Annotated in this window: 13 protein-coding genes and 1 pseudogene; 9 read left to right on the forward strand and 5 right to left on the reverse strand. The window is 67.3% G+C overall.

What is annotated here, in order from left to right:
- Positions 1–146: 146 nt before the first annotated feature.
- A complete protein-coding gene (gene pucL, locus BLR03_RS12035; RefSeq protein ID WP_091252819.1) occupies positions 147–1,055 on the reverse strand; it encodes a factor-independent urate hydroxylase in 909 nt (302 codons plus the stop codon).
- A 399-nt stretch (positions 1,056–1,454) separates the two neighbouring features.
- Between pucL and BLR03_RS24400 the strand changes: the two genes are divergently transcribed.
- Positions 1,455–1,631 (forward strand): hypothetical protein, encoded by a 177-nt coding sequence (locus BLR03_RS24400; RefSeq protein WP_175460516.1) that lies wholly within the window; start codon positions 1,455–1,457, stop codon positions 1,629–1,631.
- 46 nt (positions 1,632–1,677) lie between these two features.
- Here the strand turns inward: BLR03_RS24400 and BLR03_RS12040 are convergent, their stop codons facing one another.
- Complete coding sequence (locus BLR03_RS12040; protein ID WP_091252821.1) at positions 1,678–3,042, reverse strand: 8-oxoguanine deaminase; 1,365 nt, start codon at positions 3,040–3,042, stop codon at positions 1,678–1,680.
- A gap of 374 nt (positions 3,043–3,416) precedes the next feature.
- Here BLR03_RS12040 and BLR03_RS12045 point away from each other — a divergent pair, with 374 nt between their 5' ends.
- The 7 genes from BLR03_RS12045 (at position 3,417) to BLR03_RS12075 (ending at position 12,993) form a co-directional block, all read left to right on the forward strand.
- A complete protein-coding gene (locus BLR03_RS12045; protein ID WP_091252822.1) occupies positions 3,417–3,911 on the forward strand; it encodes a nucleoside deaminase in 495 nt (164 codons plus the stop codon).
- A gap of 72 nt (positions 3,912–3,983) precedes the next feature.
- A complete protein-coding gene (locus tag BLR03_RS12050) occupies positions 3,984–5,351 on the forward strand; it encodes an XdhC family protein (RefSeq protein WP_091252824.1) in 1,368 nt (455 codons plus the stop codon).
- Positions 5,342–6,334: an FAD binding domain-containing protein gene (locus tag BLR03_RS12055; protein ID WP_091252826.1), complete on the forward strand. Its 993-nt coding sequence runs from the start codon at positions 5,342–5,344 to the stop codon at positions 6,332–6,334. The genes BLR03_RS12050 and BLR03_RS12055 overlap by 10 nt, the downstream gene beginning before the upstream one ends.
- Positions 6,335–6,336: 2 nt before the next feature.
- A complete protein-coding gene (locus BLR03_RS12060; RefSeq protein WP_091252828.1) occupies positions 6,337–9,219 on the forward strand; it encodes a molybdopterin-dependent oxidoreductase in 2,883 nt (960 codons plus the stop codon).
- A gap of 385 nt (positions 9,220–9,604) precedes the next feature.
- A complete protein-coding gene (locus tag BLR03_RS12065) occupies positions 9,605–11,095 on the forward strand; it encodes an NCS1 family nucleobase:cation symporter-1 (RefSeq protein WP_254788442.1) in 1,491 nt (496 codons plus the stop codon).
- Between the two features lie 27 nt (positions 11,096–11,122).
- Complete coding sequence (locus tag BLR03_RS12070; protein ID WP_091252831.1) at positions 11,123–11,866, forward strand: aspartate/glutamate racemase family protein; 744 nt, start codon at positions 11,123–11,125, stop codon at positions 11,864–11,866.
- Between the two features lie 143 nt (positions 11,867–12,009).
- Entirely contained in the window at positions 12,010–12,993 is a 984-nt protein-coding gene (locus BLR03_RS12075; RefSeq protein WP_091252832.1) for an aldo/keto reductase, read from the forward strand.
- A 25-nt stretch (positions 12,994–13,018) separates the two neighbouring features.
- On the opposite strand, the gene BLR03_RS12080 is transcribed toward BLR03_RS12075, so the two are convergent.
- Positions 13,019–13,543 carry a DUF488 domain-containing protein gene (locus BLR03_RS12080; RefSeq protein WP_091252834.1) on the reverse strand — a complete coding sequence of 175 codons (525 nt, stop codon included), beginning with the start codon at positions 13,541–13,543 and terminating at the stop codon, positions 13,019–13,021.
- A 95-nt stretch (positions 13,544–13,638) separates the two neighbouring features.
- Between BLR03_RS12080 and BLR03_RS12085 the strand changes: the two genes are divergently transcribed.
- Positions 13,639–14,283, forward strand: coding sequence for a uracil-DNA glycosylase (locus tag BLR03_RS12085; RefSeq protein WP_091252836.1), 645 nt, complete (start codon positions 13,639–13,641; stop codon positions 14,281–14,283).
- Positions 14,284–14,376: 93 nt separating this feature from the next.
- Here the strand turns inward: BLR03_RS12085 and nboR are convergent, their stop codons facing one another.
- On the reverse strand, positions 14,377–14,985 hold the full coding sequence (gene nboR, locus BLR03_RS12090; RefSeq protein ID WP_091252838.1) for a nicotine blue oxidoreductase: 609 nt from the start codon (positions 14,983–14,985) through the stop codon (positions 14,377–14,379).
- A gap of 35 nt (positions 14,986–15,020) precedes the next feature.
- Positions 15,021–15,908 (reverse strand): annotated as a pseudogene (locus BLR03_RS12095) (pyruvate dehydrogenase (acetyl-transferring), homodimeric type); the annotation flags it as partial.

Here is a 15,908-nt window from a genome sequence, read left to right on the forward strand (position 1 = left end):
GCTAACGGTGTCTGGCTAACAGTTGTGGCAAAGCAATTCGGCCCGTTTCCCCGGGTTCTTGTCCGGCTGTTTCCCGTGCCGGAGCACCGGAAGGCCGGACAAGAACCCGGGGTCGCGCCGGGCAAGCGCGCGGTTCCCGGACCGGCCTAGCAGAATCCTGCGATACCGCTCCAGGCGATCTCCGCGGGGCTGGCGTCCTCGCGCTGGACTGTGGCCTCGATCAGGCCGTAGGGCCGGTCCGCGGCAAAGAAGACCTCGTTGGGGTTGTCGAGGCCAAACGGCGAGAGGTCGACGAGGAAATGGTGCTTGTTGGGCATGGAGAACTTGATCTCGTCGATCTCTCCGTGGGCCTCGAGGACCTTGGCGCCCATGTCGAAGAGGGTCTGCTGCAGGGCGTGGGAGTAGTTTTCGCTGAACCCTTCCAGCAGCAGGCTCTTGACGTCGTCGTAGCTCTTGTTGAAGTCGGTGGTGCTGAAGTCGGTGCCGGTCTTGAAGCGCCAGCGGGCGGAGACGTCCGTGGCAAGGATGCGGTCAGTGGTTTCGGGCAGGGTGGTGTATTTGTCCCGCGGGTAGCCGACAAAGCCGGACTGCGTGGACTTGAGTACCGTGAGGTCCTTGAGCCCGGATATCAGGTGCACGTCGGCGCCGTCCCGGACCAATACCGCAGTGCGCACCTCCTGGCCGTTGCGGACGAAGGAGTGGTCGTGCTCGGCGCCGTGCGCCCGGATGCGGTCCCAGTTGTACGACTCCGCTTCCCACCGACCGCCGGAGACCCAGTCGAAGCTCGAGGTGAAGTGCTCGCCCAACCGCAGAAGGAACGCTTCCGGGGAGCCGACGCCCTCCCGGGCGAAGGCGTAGATCGTGTTCTTCTGTGTGTCGGTGGCGACGACATGACCGTTGTCGCCCGCAAGGTGTGCGGCGGCGAAATCGCCGCGGAGCTGCGAGGTGACGCTCAGGTCCTCGATCTCGTGGCGGTCCGTGTCCCGGGTGATTTTGACGACCCGGACTTCGGCCTTTCCGTACTGGTTGTGGCCGAGGATGATCTTGTTGCTCATGGCTATTCCCAACTTCCGTGATGTGGAACCTAGGTTCCATCATTGAAATTAAGCGCGTGTTTCGCACGCGTTTCCGATGGAGCCGACCCAACAAAAAGAGCCGACGTCCAGTGACGTCAGCTCATTACAACCCTGCCTGCTGCTCCCAGGTTACGTGACCTACGCCACGAATTGGTTTAAACAGTAGCCCCGAGGGGGCGTGGTGTACATCACTTTGGCAAAAATCGGATTGTGACTGGCAGCCCTCCCGGCGGTCCCGCCCCGCCCCTTGACCGCCGTCGCAGCGCTCTCTAAGATTTCCACATAACAATAAAAGTTTTCCAAAGTGTGGAAATCTGGATGCAGCCCCGGCGCGGCCCTTGAGGGACTGGGGGCCGCGCCGGGAACGAGGAGGAACCGATGGACCCGCAGGATAAGGGCGCTGCCGCTGATTTTCCGGCCGCTGGCCAAGATGTGTACCTGCCGTTCGGCGGCACAGACCCGGACTTCTACATCCCGGCCGACCATGAGCGGAGATCCGGCGGCATCTCCCGCTGGTTCCGGATGCTGCCAGTGTTCGGACGCCGGCGCCCCTGACGGTGTCCCGTCCGGCCGCGCTTCGGTTTCCGTCCGGCTAGTTTCCCTAGCCGCCCACTAGTTTCCGTGCGGCCGCCGAGTGCTCCGCGATGAGTCCGGCGATGTCCAGTCCCGGGATCTGCCCGTCGACCACGCGCCACTGGCCCCCCACCATGACGCGGTCGGCCCGGTCCGCCCCGCAGAGCAGGAGCGCGGCCAGCGGGTCGTGGCTGCCGGAGAACCGCAGCTCGTCAAGCCGGAAAAGGGCCAGGTCGGCCTGCATCCCGGGCGCCAGTTGGCCCAGGTCCGGCCGGCCGAGGGCCGCGGCCGACCCCCGGGTGGCCCACCCCAGGGCCCGTTCCACCGGCACCTGGGCGCCGTACCGCAGGCGCTGCAGATACAGTGCCTGCCGCGCCTCAAGGATCATGTTTGAGGCATCGTTCGACGCCGAACCATCCACGCCCAGTCCCACCGGGACGCCGGCATCCTCCAGCTCAATCACCCGAGCGGTGCCCGATGCCAGCCGCATATTGGAGGTGGCGCAATGTGCGACGGCGGTCCCTGCGGCTCCCAGCGCCGCAATCTCGGCGTCGCTGAAGTGAATGCCGTGCCCCAGCCAGGTCCTGCCGCTGAGCCAGCCGACACTTTCCAGGTACTCCACGGTGCGCAGTCCGAATTTCTCCCGGCAGAACTCCTCCTCATCCAGCGTCTCGGCGAGATGGGTGTGGAGCCGGACATCCAGACGCTCGGCCATGGCGGCGCTGTCGGACATGATCTCCTGCGTCACGGAAAACGGTGAACACGGGGCGAGGGCGATCTGGATGACGGCGCCGTCGCCCCGTTCGTGGTACTCGCCGATGAGCCTCTCGCTGTCCGTCAGGATGACGTCCGCCGCCTGCACGGTGGACTGCGGCGGCAGGCCGCCGTCGTCCTCCCCGAGTGTCATCGACCCCCGGGTGAGGGTCGCCCGCATTCCCAGCTTCCGGACCGCGCCGACCTCGATGTCGATGGCGTCTTCCAGGCCGGAGGGAAAGAGGTAGTGGTGGTCCGCTGCCGTGGTGCAGCCGGAAAGCAGGAGTTCTGCCAGGGCAACGGTGGCTGCCAGCTCCAGGTCCCGCGGGGTGAGCCGTGCCCATACCGGGTATAGCTTCTGCAGCCACGGGAACAAGGGGGCATTTGCCACCGGGCCCCAGGCCCGGGTGAGCGTCTGGTAGAAGTGGTGATGGGTGTTGATCAGGCCGGGCAGCAGGACGTGGTTGCCGCCGTCGAACGTTTCCTGGCACGGTGCCGACGGCTGCTGGCCGGCGGCCAGAACTTCGACGATGATTCCGCCGCTCACCACGATTCCGCCCGAGGCGTCGAGGGCGTTGGCGGTGAAAGCTCCAAGGGGATTGCGGATCCAAAGGCGGGAGTCGGAGGGGCGCGTGGGCATGGCAGGTTTCCTGTCTGAGCGTAGGGACGAAAGCCAGCTCAGTGTGGGCCTGTCTGCTGATCCAGGCGTCCGGCTCAAGGCGCCGGTTGGAGATCAGGCTAGGTTGGCCGAGGCGTGCCCGTCAACAGTGCGCAATGTGAAAACTCCGAAATCAGAATTTCACATCACGAAACTAAGATTCCAAAAATCTATGGCGCAGCTCACGTTTCGCTGCTAGTCTGGATTTTGCCAAAGGCGGGCCCCGGTCTCCGGAGAAGCTATCTACCAGGCGCAAGTACACCTTCAAAAGCACGCGCTGAAGCCTGGTAACCGTCGCAACTGGTCATTGCGTCCCATTCGTCGGACCGGCTTCCACAGCACAAGGGAGCCGCATCATGAGCGCCACCGCCACGGCCCAGGCATATCTGGCCAGGTCCATTGAGCTGGCCACGGCCAACGTCCTGAACAACGGCGGACCGTTCGGTGCCGTCGTTGTCACCGCCGACGGACAGGCGTTCGACGGCGTCAACCGCGTCACCGCCCTGAACGACCCCACCGCCCACGCCGAAGTCACGGCGATCCGCCGCGCGTGCAGCGAACTTGGCACCTTCGCCCTCACCGGAGCCATCCTTTACAGCAGCTGTGAGCCCTGCCCCATGTGCTTGGCGTCCGCGCTGTGGGCGCGGGTGGCGAGGGTGGTCTTCGCGGCGGACCGGCATGACGCCGCGTCCGTGGGTTTCGACGACGCCGTGTTCTATGAATTCTTCGAAAACGACCAGCGCGACGTCCTGATGCCTGTGGGCAAACTGGAACTTCACGACCCGCAGGCGCCGGCCGTCCTGAAACCGTTCACAACATGGAATGCCCTTGATTCCCGAATTGACTACTAAGGTCCTTCCGCCGGCCCATGACGGGCACAAGAATATGGACATCATCGCCGCACCGGGAAAGAGGGAGCAGCAATGCTGGAACTGATGCCGTCATTGCAGGAATGGCAGCCCGCCGTTAGCGGGCAGGGGTGCGCCGTGGCCACAGTGGTGGGGGCGGCAGGTTCCGTTCCCCGGCCGCTCGGAACGTCCATGATCGTGTCCGAGGCCGGCGAGGTCCTGGGCAGCCTGTCGGGCGGCTGCGTGGAAGGTGCCGTGGTGGAGTTGGCGTTGGAGGCCATGCGCGACGGCGGCACCCGCCGTGGAGTTTTCGGCTACAGCGCCGAAGACGCGTTCGCAGCCGGGCTCACCTGCGGCGGCGAACTGGAAATCCACATTGAACCGCTGGGTACGGAACCAGGCACCTTGCAGCGTGAAAGACTGGCCGCCCTTGGAGCCCGCGGACCCGCAACGCCGGTGGCACTGATCCGCAGGGTCGACGCGCACGGCGGCGGCGCCGTCGTTATCCCGGAGCCCGCCGCCTACCAGGCCGAAACCTGCCCCGAGCTGGCCCTGCTGCTGGGCCTGTCCGGCGGGGGCGGCCTGGCGGGCCGCGCGCTCGTGCAGGCCGCAGCCGCCCAGCTGGAGCCGCTGCTGCGCCGGGGACAGACCGGGCTGGTCCGGCTCGCCCCGCAGGACGGCTGCCTGTCCGGCCCCGCAGCCGAGCGGGCCTCCGGACCGGCGGCTGGCGTCCGGGAGGCTCCGGCCACGAACAACGTGCCTGTAACCCTCCTGGTGCAGAGCCGGCGCCCGCCGGCACGGCTGCTGATCTTCGGCGCCAACGACTTCGGCGCGGCGCTGCTGCCGGCCGCCAAGCTGCTCGGATATGACGTGACGCTCTGTGATGCCCGCCCGGCTTTCGCGGCCCAGGACAGGTTCGCCGGCGCCGACCAGGTGGTCACCGCGTGGCCCCACCGCTACCTCGCGCAGGAAGCCGCGGGGCGAAGGATCGACGCCCGAACCGTGGTCTGCATCCTCACACACGACCCCAAGTTCGACATTCCGCTGCTTGAAACCGCTCTGGGACTCGAGGTGGCCTATATAGGTGCGATGGGATCGCGGCGCAGCCACCAGCAGCGGGCCGAATCCCTCCTCGCCGTGGGGGTGCCCGCCGGGGAGCTGTCCCGGCTGCATTCGCCGATCGGCCTCGACCTCGGAGCCGTCACCCCGGCCGAGGTGGCGGTCTCCATCATGGCGGAGGTCCTGGCGCGCCGCGGACACGGCCCGGACCGCGGCGGCACAGCTTCGGCCGGAATGTACCGGTCAAATAGTCCCTCCGCCCAGTGCATGTCCCTGAAGGACGGTGCGGGTCCGATCCACGACCGGGGCGGCAGCCCCGCGGCCCCGCAGGCCGCAACCCCGACCCGCTCACCCCGGCAGCACCAGGAGACACCATGGATATGAACACCATCGAAGCGGTGGTCCGCACCGGGGATCCCGGCGAGTGGCGCAACGGGGATGCCTGGCTGGCCGGCGGCACCGTCCTGTTCTCTTACGGAAGCTTCGCCTTCGGCAAGGAGCCGCTCCGGCGGCTGCTGGACCTCAGCGCCACCAACTGGGCCGCCCTCACGGTGACCGACTCGGGCATCGAGATCGCGGCCACGTGCACGGTGGCACAACTGTACGCACTCCCGGATTCGGACGCGCTGGCCCTTGCTGCAGGGAGGAACCGGGGTGAAGTGGTCGCCGGCGCAGCCGCCTGGCCGGCCCTGGACTTGATCCGTCCCTGCTGCGACTCCTTTGTGGCCTCCTTCAAGGTCTGGAACATGTCCACAGTGGGCGGCAACCTGTGCACCTCGCTGCCGGCCGGCCCCATGATCTCGCTTTGTGCCGCGCTCGACGGCACGGCCACCATTTTCGGCCCCGGTGGTGCCAGCCGCACCGTGCCGGTGGCCGAGTTCGTTACCGGGGACGCGAAGAACTGCCTGGCCCCCGGCGAGCTCCTCCGCAGCATCCACCTCCCGGCGTCGGCACTGGCCTCAAGGGTGGCCTTCCGCAGGCTCTCGCTGAGCAACCTGGGGCGGTCCGGCGCGCTGCTGATCGGACGGTCCGACGCCGACGGCACACTGGTCCTCACTGTCACGGCGGCCACCAAACGGCCCGTGCAGCTGCGCATTACGGCGGCCCCGGGAGCGGGCCCTTCCGCGGCGGCCCTGGCCGCCGCCCTCGAGGCTGCGATCCCGGACGCGCTCTATCACGATGACATCCACGGGCTGCCGGCCTGGCGGAAGGACATGACGCACCGGCTCGCAGAGGAAATCCGGGCGGAGCTGGCTGCGCCTGAAGGGGTTGCCCCGGCGCGAGTCTCCGGCGACTTCTGGCCGCCAAGGCGCACTCCCGGCCCCACCACGCCAACACCGGAACAGCCACAGCAGGAAGGGCGCTGATCATGGCCAACAACACCAGCCGCACCGACAGCAGCCGCATCGTTGTCAACGGGACTGCGGCAGCGGACAGCCCACGGCCGGGCCAGTGCCTCCGGACGTTCCTGCGGGAACAGGGCGCCCTCGGCGTCAAGAAGGGCTGCGACGGCGGCGACTGCGGGGCCTGCACTGTCCACGTGGACGGAACCCCGGTGCACAGCTGCATCTACCCGGCCGTCCGAGCAGAGGGACGAGCCGTCACCACGATCGAGGGACTGACTGCCACCTGTGACCCCGGCGGGCCTGACACCCCCGGCGGCGGCGCCGCCGGGATCGCCGCACTCCACCCGATGCAGCAGCAGTTCCTGGACCGGCAGGGCTTCCAGTGCGGTTTCTGCACGGCGGGCATGGTGATGACGGCGGCCACCTTCGACGACGAGCAGAAGGCGAACCTGCCGCGGAACCTCAAGGGCAATCTGTGCCGCTGCACCGGCTACCGCGCCATCGAGGACGCCGTCTGCGGGCCGGAAGGGCACCCCGACGCCGCAGGTCCGGGATCCGGGGTCGCCGGACCACGCCAGCCGGCACCGCGTCCCGGACAAATGGGCGATGACGTTCCGGCACCCGCCAGCCTCGCCGTCGTCACGGGACAGGCCCGCTACACCCTGGACGTCCCCGCCGACGAAATGCCCGGACTGCTGCACCTGAAGCTGCTGCGCTCCCCACACGCCCACGCCCGGGTGGTCGCCATCGATAAGTCCGCGGCGTTGCAGGTCCCCGGCGTCGTGGCCGTCCTCACCCATGTGGACGCCCCGGCCCAGCTCTTTTCCACGGCCCAGCACGAGAACCACACCGACGACCCGGATGACACCCGGGTCCTCGACGACGTCGTACGGTTCATCGGGCAAAAGGTCGCCGCCGTCGTAGCTGTTTCTGTTGCCGCGGCGGAAGCCGGAGTCCGCGCCCTGGCCGTTGAATACGAGGTCCTGCAGGCCGTCTTCACTCCCGAAGACGCGATGCACCCGGGTGCGCCGGCGATCCACGGGGACAAGGATGCCCTCACAGCCCGCATCGGCAGGCCGGAGCAGAACGTGGTGGCCGAACTGCACTCCGAGCTGGGCGACGTCGCCGCGTCCTTCGCCACCGCGGACTTCATCCACGAGCAGACCTACCGGACCCAGCGGGTTCAGCACACCGCACTGGAGACCCACGCCGCCATCGCCTCGATCGATGACGATGGACGGCTGCAGGTCCGCACCTCCAGCCAGGTGCCCTTCCTGGTCCGGCGCACCCTGGGCCGCGTCTTCGGCCTGCCGGAAGAGCGGATCCGGGTGGTGGCCGGCCGCGTTGGCGGCGGCTTCGGCGGCAAGCAGGAAGTCCTCACCGAGGACATCGTGGCCCTCGCCGCGCTGAAACTGCGACGCCCGGTGCAGCTCGAGTTCACCCGCACCGAGCAGTTCACGGCATCCACCACCCGGCACCCGTTCACCATCCACCTCAAGGCCGCCGCCAGCAGCGAGGGAAGACTGACGGCGCTGCAACTGGACGTGCTGACCAACGCCGGGGCCTATGGCAACCATTCCGTGGGCGTGATGTTCCACGGCTGCGGCGAATCCCTGGCCGTGTACAACTGCGCCAACAAGAAAGTGGATGCCCACGCCGTGTATACCAACACGGTGCCGTCCGGCGCGTTCCGCGGCTACGGGCTGAGCCAGGTAATCTTCGCCATCGAATCCGGCATGGACGAGCTCGCGGCCGGGATCGGCATGGACCCCATGGAATTCCGCCGCCGCAACATGGTCCGCGAGGGCGACGACATGCTCTCCACCCATCCCGACCCCGAAGAGGACCTGCTCTACGGCAGCTACGGTCTGGACCAGTGCACCCGGCTGGTGCAGGATGCTCTGGACCGCGGCCGGGAACGCTACCGGGCCGCCGGACTCGAGGACCTCGGCCCGGACTGGGTAACGGGGGAGGGCTCCGCCCTGTCCATGATCGACACCGTTCCGCCGCGCGGCCACTATGCCCACTCACGGCTCCGGCTCCTGCCGGACGGGACCTACGCCGCCGCCGTCGGGACGGCCGAATTCGGCAACGGCACCACCACCGTCCACGCCCAGCTCGCCGCCACCGCCCTGGCCACCACCGCCGTCCGCGTCACTGTGCGACAGTCCGACACCGACCTCGTCCACCACGACTCCGGTGCGTTCGGCTCGGCAGGCACCGTGGTGGCCGGGAAGGCCACCCTCGCCGCCGCCGAGGACCTCGCCGTCCGCATCCGCGCCTTCGCCGCAGGACTCCGGCAGATCCCCGCCGCCGGGTGCGTGCTGGAGACGGACGCCGTGGTCTGCGAGGGAACCCGCGTGCCGCTGACGGAAATTTACGACGCCGCCGAACGCGCCGGCGTCGAACTCGCCGCCGAGGGCCATTGGGGCGGAACGCCGCGCTCCGTGGCGTTCAACGTCCAGGGTTTCCGGGTGGCCGTGAACAACGCGACCGGTGAGCTGCGGATCCTGCAAAGCGTCCAGGCGGCCGACGCCGGCGTGGTGGTCAACCCGCGCCAGTGCCGCGGCCAGATCGAAGGCGGCATCGCGCAGGCCCTGGGCGCCGCGCTGTACGAGGAAGTCAGGGTGGACGACGCCGGCCGCGTCACCACGGACATCCTCCGGCAGTACCACATCCCCTCCTTCGCGGACGTGCCGCGCAGCGAGGTGTACTTCGCCGACACCAGCGACAAACTGGGCCCGCTGGGCGCCAAGTCCATGAGCGAGAGCCCCTTCAACCCGGTGGCGCCGGCGCTCGCGAACGCCATCCGGAACGCCACCGGCGTACGGTTCTCCGAGCTGCCCATCTCCCGCGACAAGATCTACCTGGGCCTCAAGGAGGCCGGGCTGGTCCCCACCGGCTAAAAGCAACGGAGGGTCAGATACGGCCGATGCCGGGCCCCGACATGGGCTGTACCTGACCCCGAGTTGCTGTTCCTGCGGGGATTCCGTGGGGGCGGACTGGCAGGTGCGTGTGGGCTAGCAACCGTTTATGACTGGCCGCAATCCGGCAACCCTTGACTGACACGTGATCCAGGTCATACCGTTATTTCACTACTCGATACCTATCTTCCGCATTGTGGAATGAATGCAATGACGCTCCTGCCGGTAGTCTCCGGCACACCTCCCAGCGCGGAATGCATGGAAGACATCTTCAAGAAGTGAGATCACGATGCAGACGACCCCGTTGACCGGCGTCGACCCGGCTCCCGAGACCGCAGTTGGCTTGAGCAAAGCTGCCCACCCTTCCATGGGTGTCGACGCGCTTTGCGAAGCAGCCGGCGCCGCCTCCGGCCGAACGATCAGCCCCTCCCTTTACAACATCGACCTTGCCCCGACCAAGCGGGAAGGTCGCCGCTGGACCAGCTACAGCATTTTCACTCTCTGGGCCAACGACGTCCACAGCCTCGGAAACTATGCCTTTGCCATCGGGCTCTTCGCCCTCGGACTGGGCGGCTGGCAGATCCTCCTCGCCTTGGGCGTCGGAGCCGTCCTCTTGTTTGGGCTTCTCAGTTTCTCCGGTTTTATGGGTGTCAAGACCGGTGTCCCGTTCCCGGTCATGAGCCGGATCAGCTTCGGCATCAGGGGAGCACAGATCGCCAGCCTCCTGCGCGGGGCGGTGGCCGTGGCATGGTTCGGTATCCAGACGTACCTGGCGTCTGTGGTGCTTCGCGTCATGCTGGTGGCCATGGTCCCCTCGCTGCGGGAGTTGGACGCCAACTCCGTCCTCGGCCTCTCCACGCTGGGCTGGGCCTCGTTCGTGTTCCTCTGGATCGTCCAGTTGGTCATCGTCAGCTTCGGCATGGAAATGATCCGCAAGTATGAAGCCTTCGCCGGGCCCATCATCCTGGTGACCATGGCGGCCATGGCCATCTGGATCTTCGTTCAAGCCGGCGGCTCCATCGCTTGGACCTCGAACCACGCCCTCGAAGGCGCCGACATGTGGCGCACCATCTTTGCCGGCGGTGCGCTGTGGGTATCCATCTACGGAACGTTCGTCTTGAACTTCTGTGACTTCACCCGGTCCGCCGTCTCCAAGAAGGCGGTGGTGCGGGGCAACTTCTGGGGTATCCCCATCAACATGCTTCTCTTCGGCGCGATCGTGGTGGTCATGGCCGGCGGCCAGTTCAAGATCAACGGCACGATCATCAAGAGCCCGTCGGACATCGTCCAGACCATCCCGAACACGGTGTTCCTGGTCCTGGCCTGCCTTGCGCTGCTGATCCTGACCATCGCCGTGAACCTGATGGCCAACTTTGTGGCTCCCGTCTATGCGCTGACCAACCTCTTCCCGAAGCACCTGAACTTCCGCAAGGCGGCCTGGGTCAGCGGCACGATCGGCCTCATCATCCTGCCGTGGAACCTGTACAACAACCCGATCGTGATCGTGTACTTCCTGGGTGGACTCGGAGCGCTGCTCGGCCCGCTATTCGGCGTCGTAATGACCGACTACTGGCTGCTGCGCCGTGGCAAGGTCAACGTCCTGGAGCTCTACACCGAGGACCCGGCGGGAGCCTACTTCTACAAGAAGGGCTTCAATCCCCGGGCGATCATCGCTTTGGTGCCGGCCGCCTGCGTTGCGCTCCTGGTCGCCTTTGTTCCGGCGCTCGAAGCCGCCGCCCCGTTCGCGTGGTTCGTCGCAGCCGGCATCGCCGCGGCGGTCTACTACGCCATCTCGGACCGCTCCCAGCGGCTCGTCGACGTCGACGGCGAAACGATCGCCGTCGCCAGCAACCACTGACCCATCTGTCCGAAAGCGGAAAGCACCATGCGCATTCTTGTCGCCAACGTCAACACCACGCAGTCCATGACAGACACCATCGCCGCCCAGGCACGCCAGGCCGCGCTGCCGTACACGGAAATCGTGGGACTCACTCCCCGCTTCGGCGCCGACTCCTGCGAGGGAAACTTTGAGAGCTACCTCGCGGCGATCGCCGTCATGGACAGGGTCCTGTCCTATCCGGAGCCGTTCGACGCCGTCATCCAGGCCGGCTACGGCGAGCACGGCCGCGAAGGACTCCAGGAGCTCCTGGACGTTCCGGTGGTGGACATCACCGAAGCGGCCGCGAGCACCGCGATGTTCCTTGGCCACAAATACTCCGTGATTACCACCTTGGACCGTGCCGTCCCCCTGATCGAGGACCGGCTGAAGCTGGCCGGCCTCGACGCCCGGTGCGCCTCGGTCCGGGCCAGCGGAATGGCCGTCCTGGAACTCGAGGAGGAACCGGAGCGTGCAGTGGAGGCCATCATCGAACAGGCACTCCTGGCGGTCCGCGAGGACAAGGCGGAAGTCATTGTCCTCGGGTGCGGCGGCATGGCCGGCCTGGACGAGGAGATCCGTAAGCGGGCCGGAGTCCCCGTAGTAGACGGGGTGTCGGCTGCCGTCACCATCGCCGAATCGCTGGTCCGGCTGGGACTGAGCACATCCAAAGTCCGGACCTATGCCACCCCGCGGCCCAAGACGGTCATCGGATGGCCGCTGACGGCGGCCGCCACGGCGGCGATGCCCTGAGCCGGAGCGAGAGGCTCCAACGGCGTCGGACATGCAGGACAGCAACGCGGGGTCAGATACGGTCCATGGCATGGGGCTTAATGGGCCGTATCTGACCCCGCGTTGCTGTCACCTCGAGAGTGCCGAGGTCCTATAGTCGGAACATGGAACAGCGAATGTTGGGCAAGACCGGACGGAACGTGTCGATTGTCGGGTTGGGGACCTGGCAGCTTGGCGCGGACTGGGGCAACGTGGACCCCGCGCAGGCGCAGGCCGTTCTCGCCGCCGCGGCGGAAGCCGGCGTCACCTTCTTCGACACCGCTGACGTCTACGGCGACGGGCGCAGCGAGCAGGCCATCGGAGCGTTCCTGGCGGACAACCCCGGTCTGGACATCACCGTGGCCACCAAGATGGGTCGGCGGGTGGAACAGACGCCGGAAAACTACAACCTGGCCAACTTCCGCGAATGGACGGATCGCTCCCGGCGGAACCTGGGGATGGACTGCCTGGATCTGGTCCAGCTGCATTGCCCGCCCACCGCCGTGTACAGCAACGCCGAAGTCTACGACGCACTGGACACCCTCGTGGCCGACGGAGCCATCCGCAACTACGGCGTCAGCGTCGAGCGGACCGACGAGGCGCTGGAAGCCATCAGTCACCCGGGCACGGCCACGGTGCAGATCATCTTCAATGCCTTCCGGCTCAAGCCCCTGGATGAGGTTCTTCCCGCCGCACAGGCAGCCGGTGTGGGCATCATTGCCCGCGTGCCGCTCGCTTCCGGGCTGCTGTCCGGCAAGTACACCAAGGACACGTCCTTCGCGGAGAACGACCACCGGAACTACAACCGCACCGGCTCCGCCTTCGACGTCGGGGAGACCTTCTCCGGTGTGGACTTTGAACAGGGCCTCAAAGCGGTGGCTGAGTTCGAGGAACTGGTGCCCGACGGCGTCAGCACCGCCCAGGCCGCGATTGCCTGGATCGCGGCGCAGGACGGCGTCAGCACCGTGATCCCGGGGGCCCGGAACGTGGACCAGGCGCGCTCCAACGCCGCCGCCGCGGGCGTCAGCGGCATTGACGCCACATTCGACGTCGGCGTCCGGGAAATCTATGACCGCTACTTCCGCGAATCGATCCACCCCCGCTGGTAGCAGCTCTTGTACGGAGAACCGCGGATTAGCCTTCCGGATACCACACCCGAACTCCCTCAACGCGTGCGAAGGGGGTCAGGGTGTGGGGTTTGGCAGACTTTTCCGTCATGATGTCCAGCACCTCGACATTCCGGACCAGGAGCGCGTCACCGATCAGAGAGCGGTGGCAGCGCCACGGGACGGCTTCGGCGCACATGACCGCCAAATTGTTGGTCCGCCCGCGTTCCATCAGCTGGGCGATGGCCGCTGCAAATTCCTCGGTCTGCATGTAGTCGGCGTACCCCCGGAAAGACGCGTTTCGCCAGGCACCGTTGGTACTGTCTTCCCTGGGGTGCCGGAGCCCGCCGAGGGATTCCATCTGCCGGTAGGTGATTCCGCTGGCACGCACGCTCGCGGCCAGGGCGTCCCCATTGAACTGCGGATTGTGCCGCGATTTCGGGACGGTGCGGACATCGATCAGCTTCTTGACGCCGTGGGCCTTCAGGATGCCGATGAATTCGTCGATGGGATGAGTGGAGTGCCCCACCGTGAAGATGGTCATGTCCGTCATGTCCCCATGCTAAGGCGGCAAGGAAGCCTATGCCGGCTGCGAAGCGGCCCGGATATTCTGATTGACCTACCAGCTATTAAGGGAACGGGCATGGAATGACTGCATCCTCCATCAATGCCTTCATTGACCGGCTCGCCTCGGTGGAAACAGGGCCCTGGTGCAACAACTTCTTCGATCACGCCATCCCGGGGAACGCGCAGCGCCGGCGGAACCTGGGTCTCTATCTGCAGGAGATGCTGGACCGCTCCCCGCAGGTGTTGCTGGTGGGTGAGGCGCCCGGTTTCCGGGGCATGCGGATCACCGGCGTGCCCTTCACCAACCGCACCATCTTCGAGGGGCCCGCCAACGGCTTCGGGCTCTTCGGTCCGGGAAAGGGCTACGTGCTGCCGGCGGAGGCCGCCGGGGTCGCAGCGGAGCCGACTGCAACGGTGATGTGGGAGGTCCTGGCCGAGCTGGACTTCCTTCCCCTGTTATGGAGCGCCTGCCCGTGGCATACCCACATGCCGGGTCGGCCGCTGTCCAACCGCACCCCGACATCCGCCGAAGCAGCCCTCGGAACCCCGTTTTGGCAGGCGCTGACAGAGCTGTTTCCCATCGAAACCGTGGTGGCGGTGGGCAATGTGGCGCACCGCAGCCTGCAGCGGAGCGGCCGTGACGCACTGAAGATCAGGCATCCTGCCCACGGTGGCCGGTCCGGGTTCAAACGCGGCCTGCAGGAGCTGCTGGGCACCTCCGGCTAAGACCAACGCGAGGTCAGGCACGCCCATGCTGTGGGGTTTCTTGGGCCGTATCTGACCCCGCGTTGTGGCTGGCGTCGGCTGCTGCGCCTGACCTTAATCGAGCAGGTGCAGCTGGTCCGGGGTGTCGAGGTCCTCACCGCCGGAGAAGTCACTGCAATCCACCAGATCAACCAGGTCCGGGTGGGCCTGCAGGAAGACACGCGCCCCGGCGTCGCCGGTCGCCGTTTCCGCGGCCGCAGCGCGAAGGCTGGCATCCAGGAGCAGGGGATGCCCCCGCCGCAGCTTGCCCTGCGGGCCGCGGTAGGCGGCCGCCGTCACCCGGCCCGGCCGGTGGGCCGCCAGCAGCCGGGCGACGGTCCCGGCGGTCAGGCCGGGCTGGTCCACGAGCGCGATGAGCACGTGATCCTCCGGAGCCGCCGCGGCAACCCCGGCCCGGAAGGAGCTGCCCATCCCGGACTCCCAGTCCGGGTTTTCGATGACCTTGTGCCGGCTGAGGTCGGTGGCGGCGCGGACCGTTGCCGCGTCCGCGCCGAGCACCGTCACCACTTCCCGGCAGCCGCCCTGCAACAGCACGTCAGCGAGCACTTCGACGAGCGTGCGGCCGCGGAACCGGAGCAGCGCCTTGGGACCGAGCCCCAGCCGTGTCCCGGCGCCGGCGGCAAGCAGCACCGCCGTCGTGACCGGTGCTCCGCTGTCGCTCATCTGCCCACCCTAACGCGCGCCCCCTAACGCCTTGCTCAGGCGTCGCCGCCCGCTCCGCCGGTGGTCCCGGCGTTGACGTCCAGGAGTTTGTAGCGGTCCATGGCGTACGACGGCGCGCCCTCCTCGACGTCGCCCCTCGCCGCGAGCAGCTGCAGGGTCTTCACCACGATCGAGTGGGTGTCGTTCTTGAAGAAGCGGCGTGCAGCGGCGCGGGTGTCGGAGAAGCCGAAGCCGTCCGCGCCGAGCGAGGCGAACTGGTGCGGGAGGAACTGCCGGATCTGGTCCGGCACGGCCTTCATGTAGTCGGTCACGGCCACGATCGGACCGGTCGCATCCGCGAGCTGCTGGGCCACGAACGGGACGCGGGCGGGCTGGCCGGGGTTGAGGAAGGCCTCTTCCTCGGCGGCGAGCCCGTCGCGGCGCAGCTCGTTCCAGGACGTCACGGACCACACATCGGCGGAGACGCCCCAGTCCTCGGCAAGGATCCGCTGGGCTTCCAGGGCCCAGGGGACGGACACACCGGAGGCCAGGATCTGGCTCTTCGGCCCGGCCACGTCCGACGCCGACACCCGGTAGATGCCCTTCAGTACACCGTTGACGTCGAGGTTCTCGGGTTCCGCCGGCTGGAAGATCGGCTCGTTGTAGACCGTGAGGTAATACATCAGGTTCCGGTCGGCGTTGCTTCCGGCGGCGTCGCCATACATCCGCTCCAGGCCGTCGCGCATGATGTGGCCCATTTCGTACCCGAACGCGGGGTCGTAGGTGAGGACGGCCGGGTTGGTCGAAGCGAGGATCGGGGAGTGGCCGTCGGCGTGCTGCAGGCCCTCGCCGGTCAGGGTGGTGCGGCCGGCGGTGGCGCCGATGATGAACCCGCGGGTCATCTGGTCCGCGGCGGCCCAGAAGGAGTCGCCCGTGCGCTGGAA

It is taken from the genome of Arthrobacter sp. ok909 (assembly GCF_900104405.1).
Classification (GTDB): domain Bacteria; phylum Actinomycetota; class Actinomycetes; order Actinomycetales; family Micrococcaceae; genus Arthrobacter; species Arthrobacter humicola.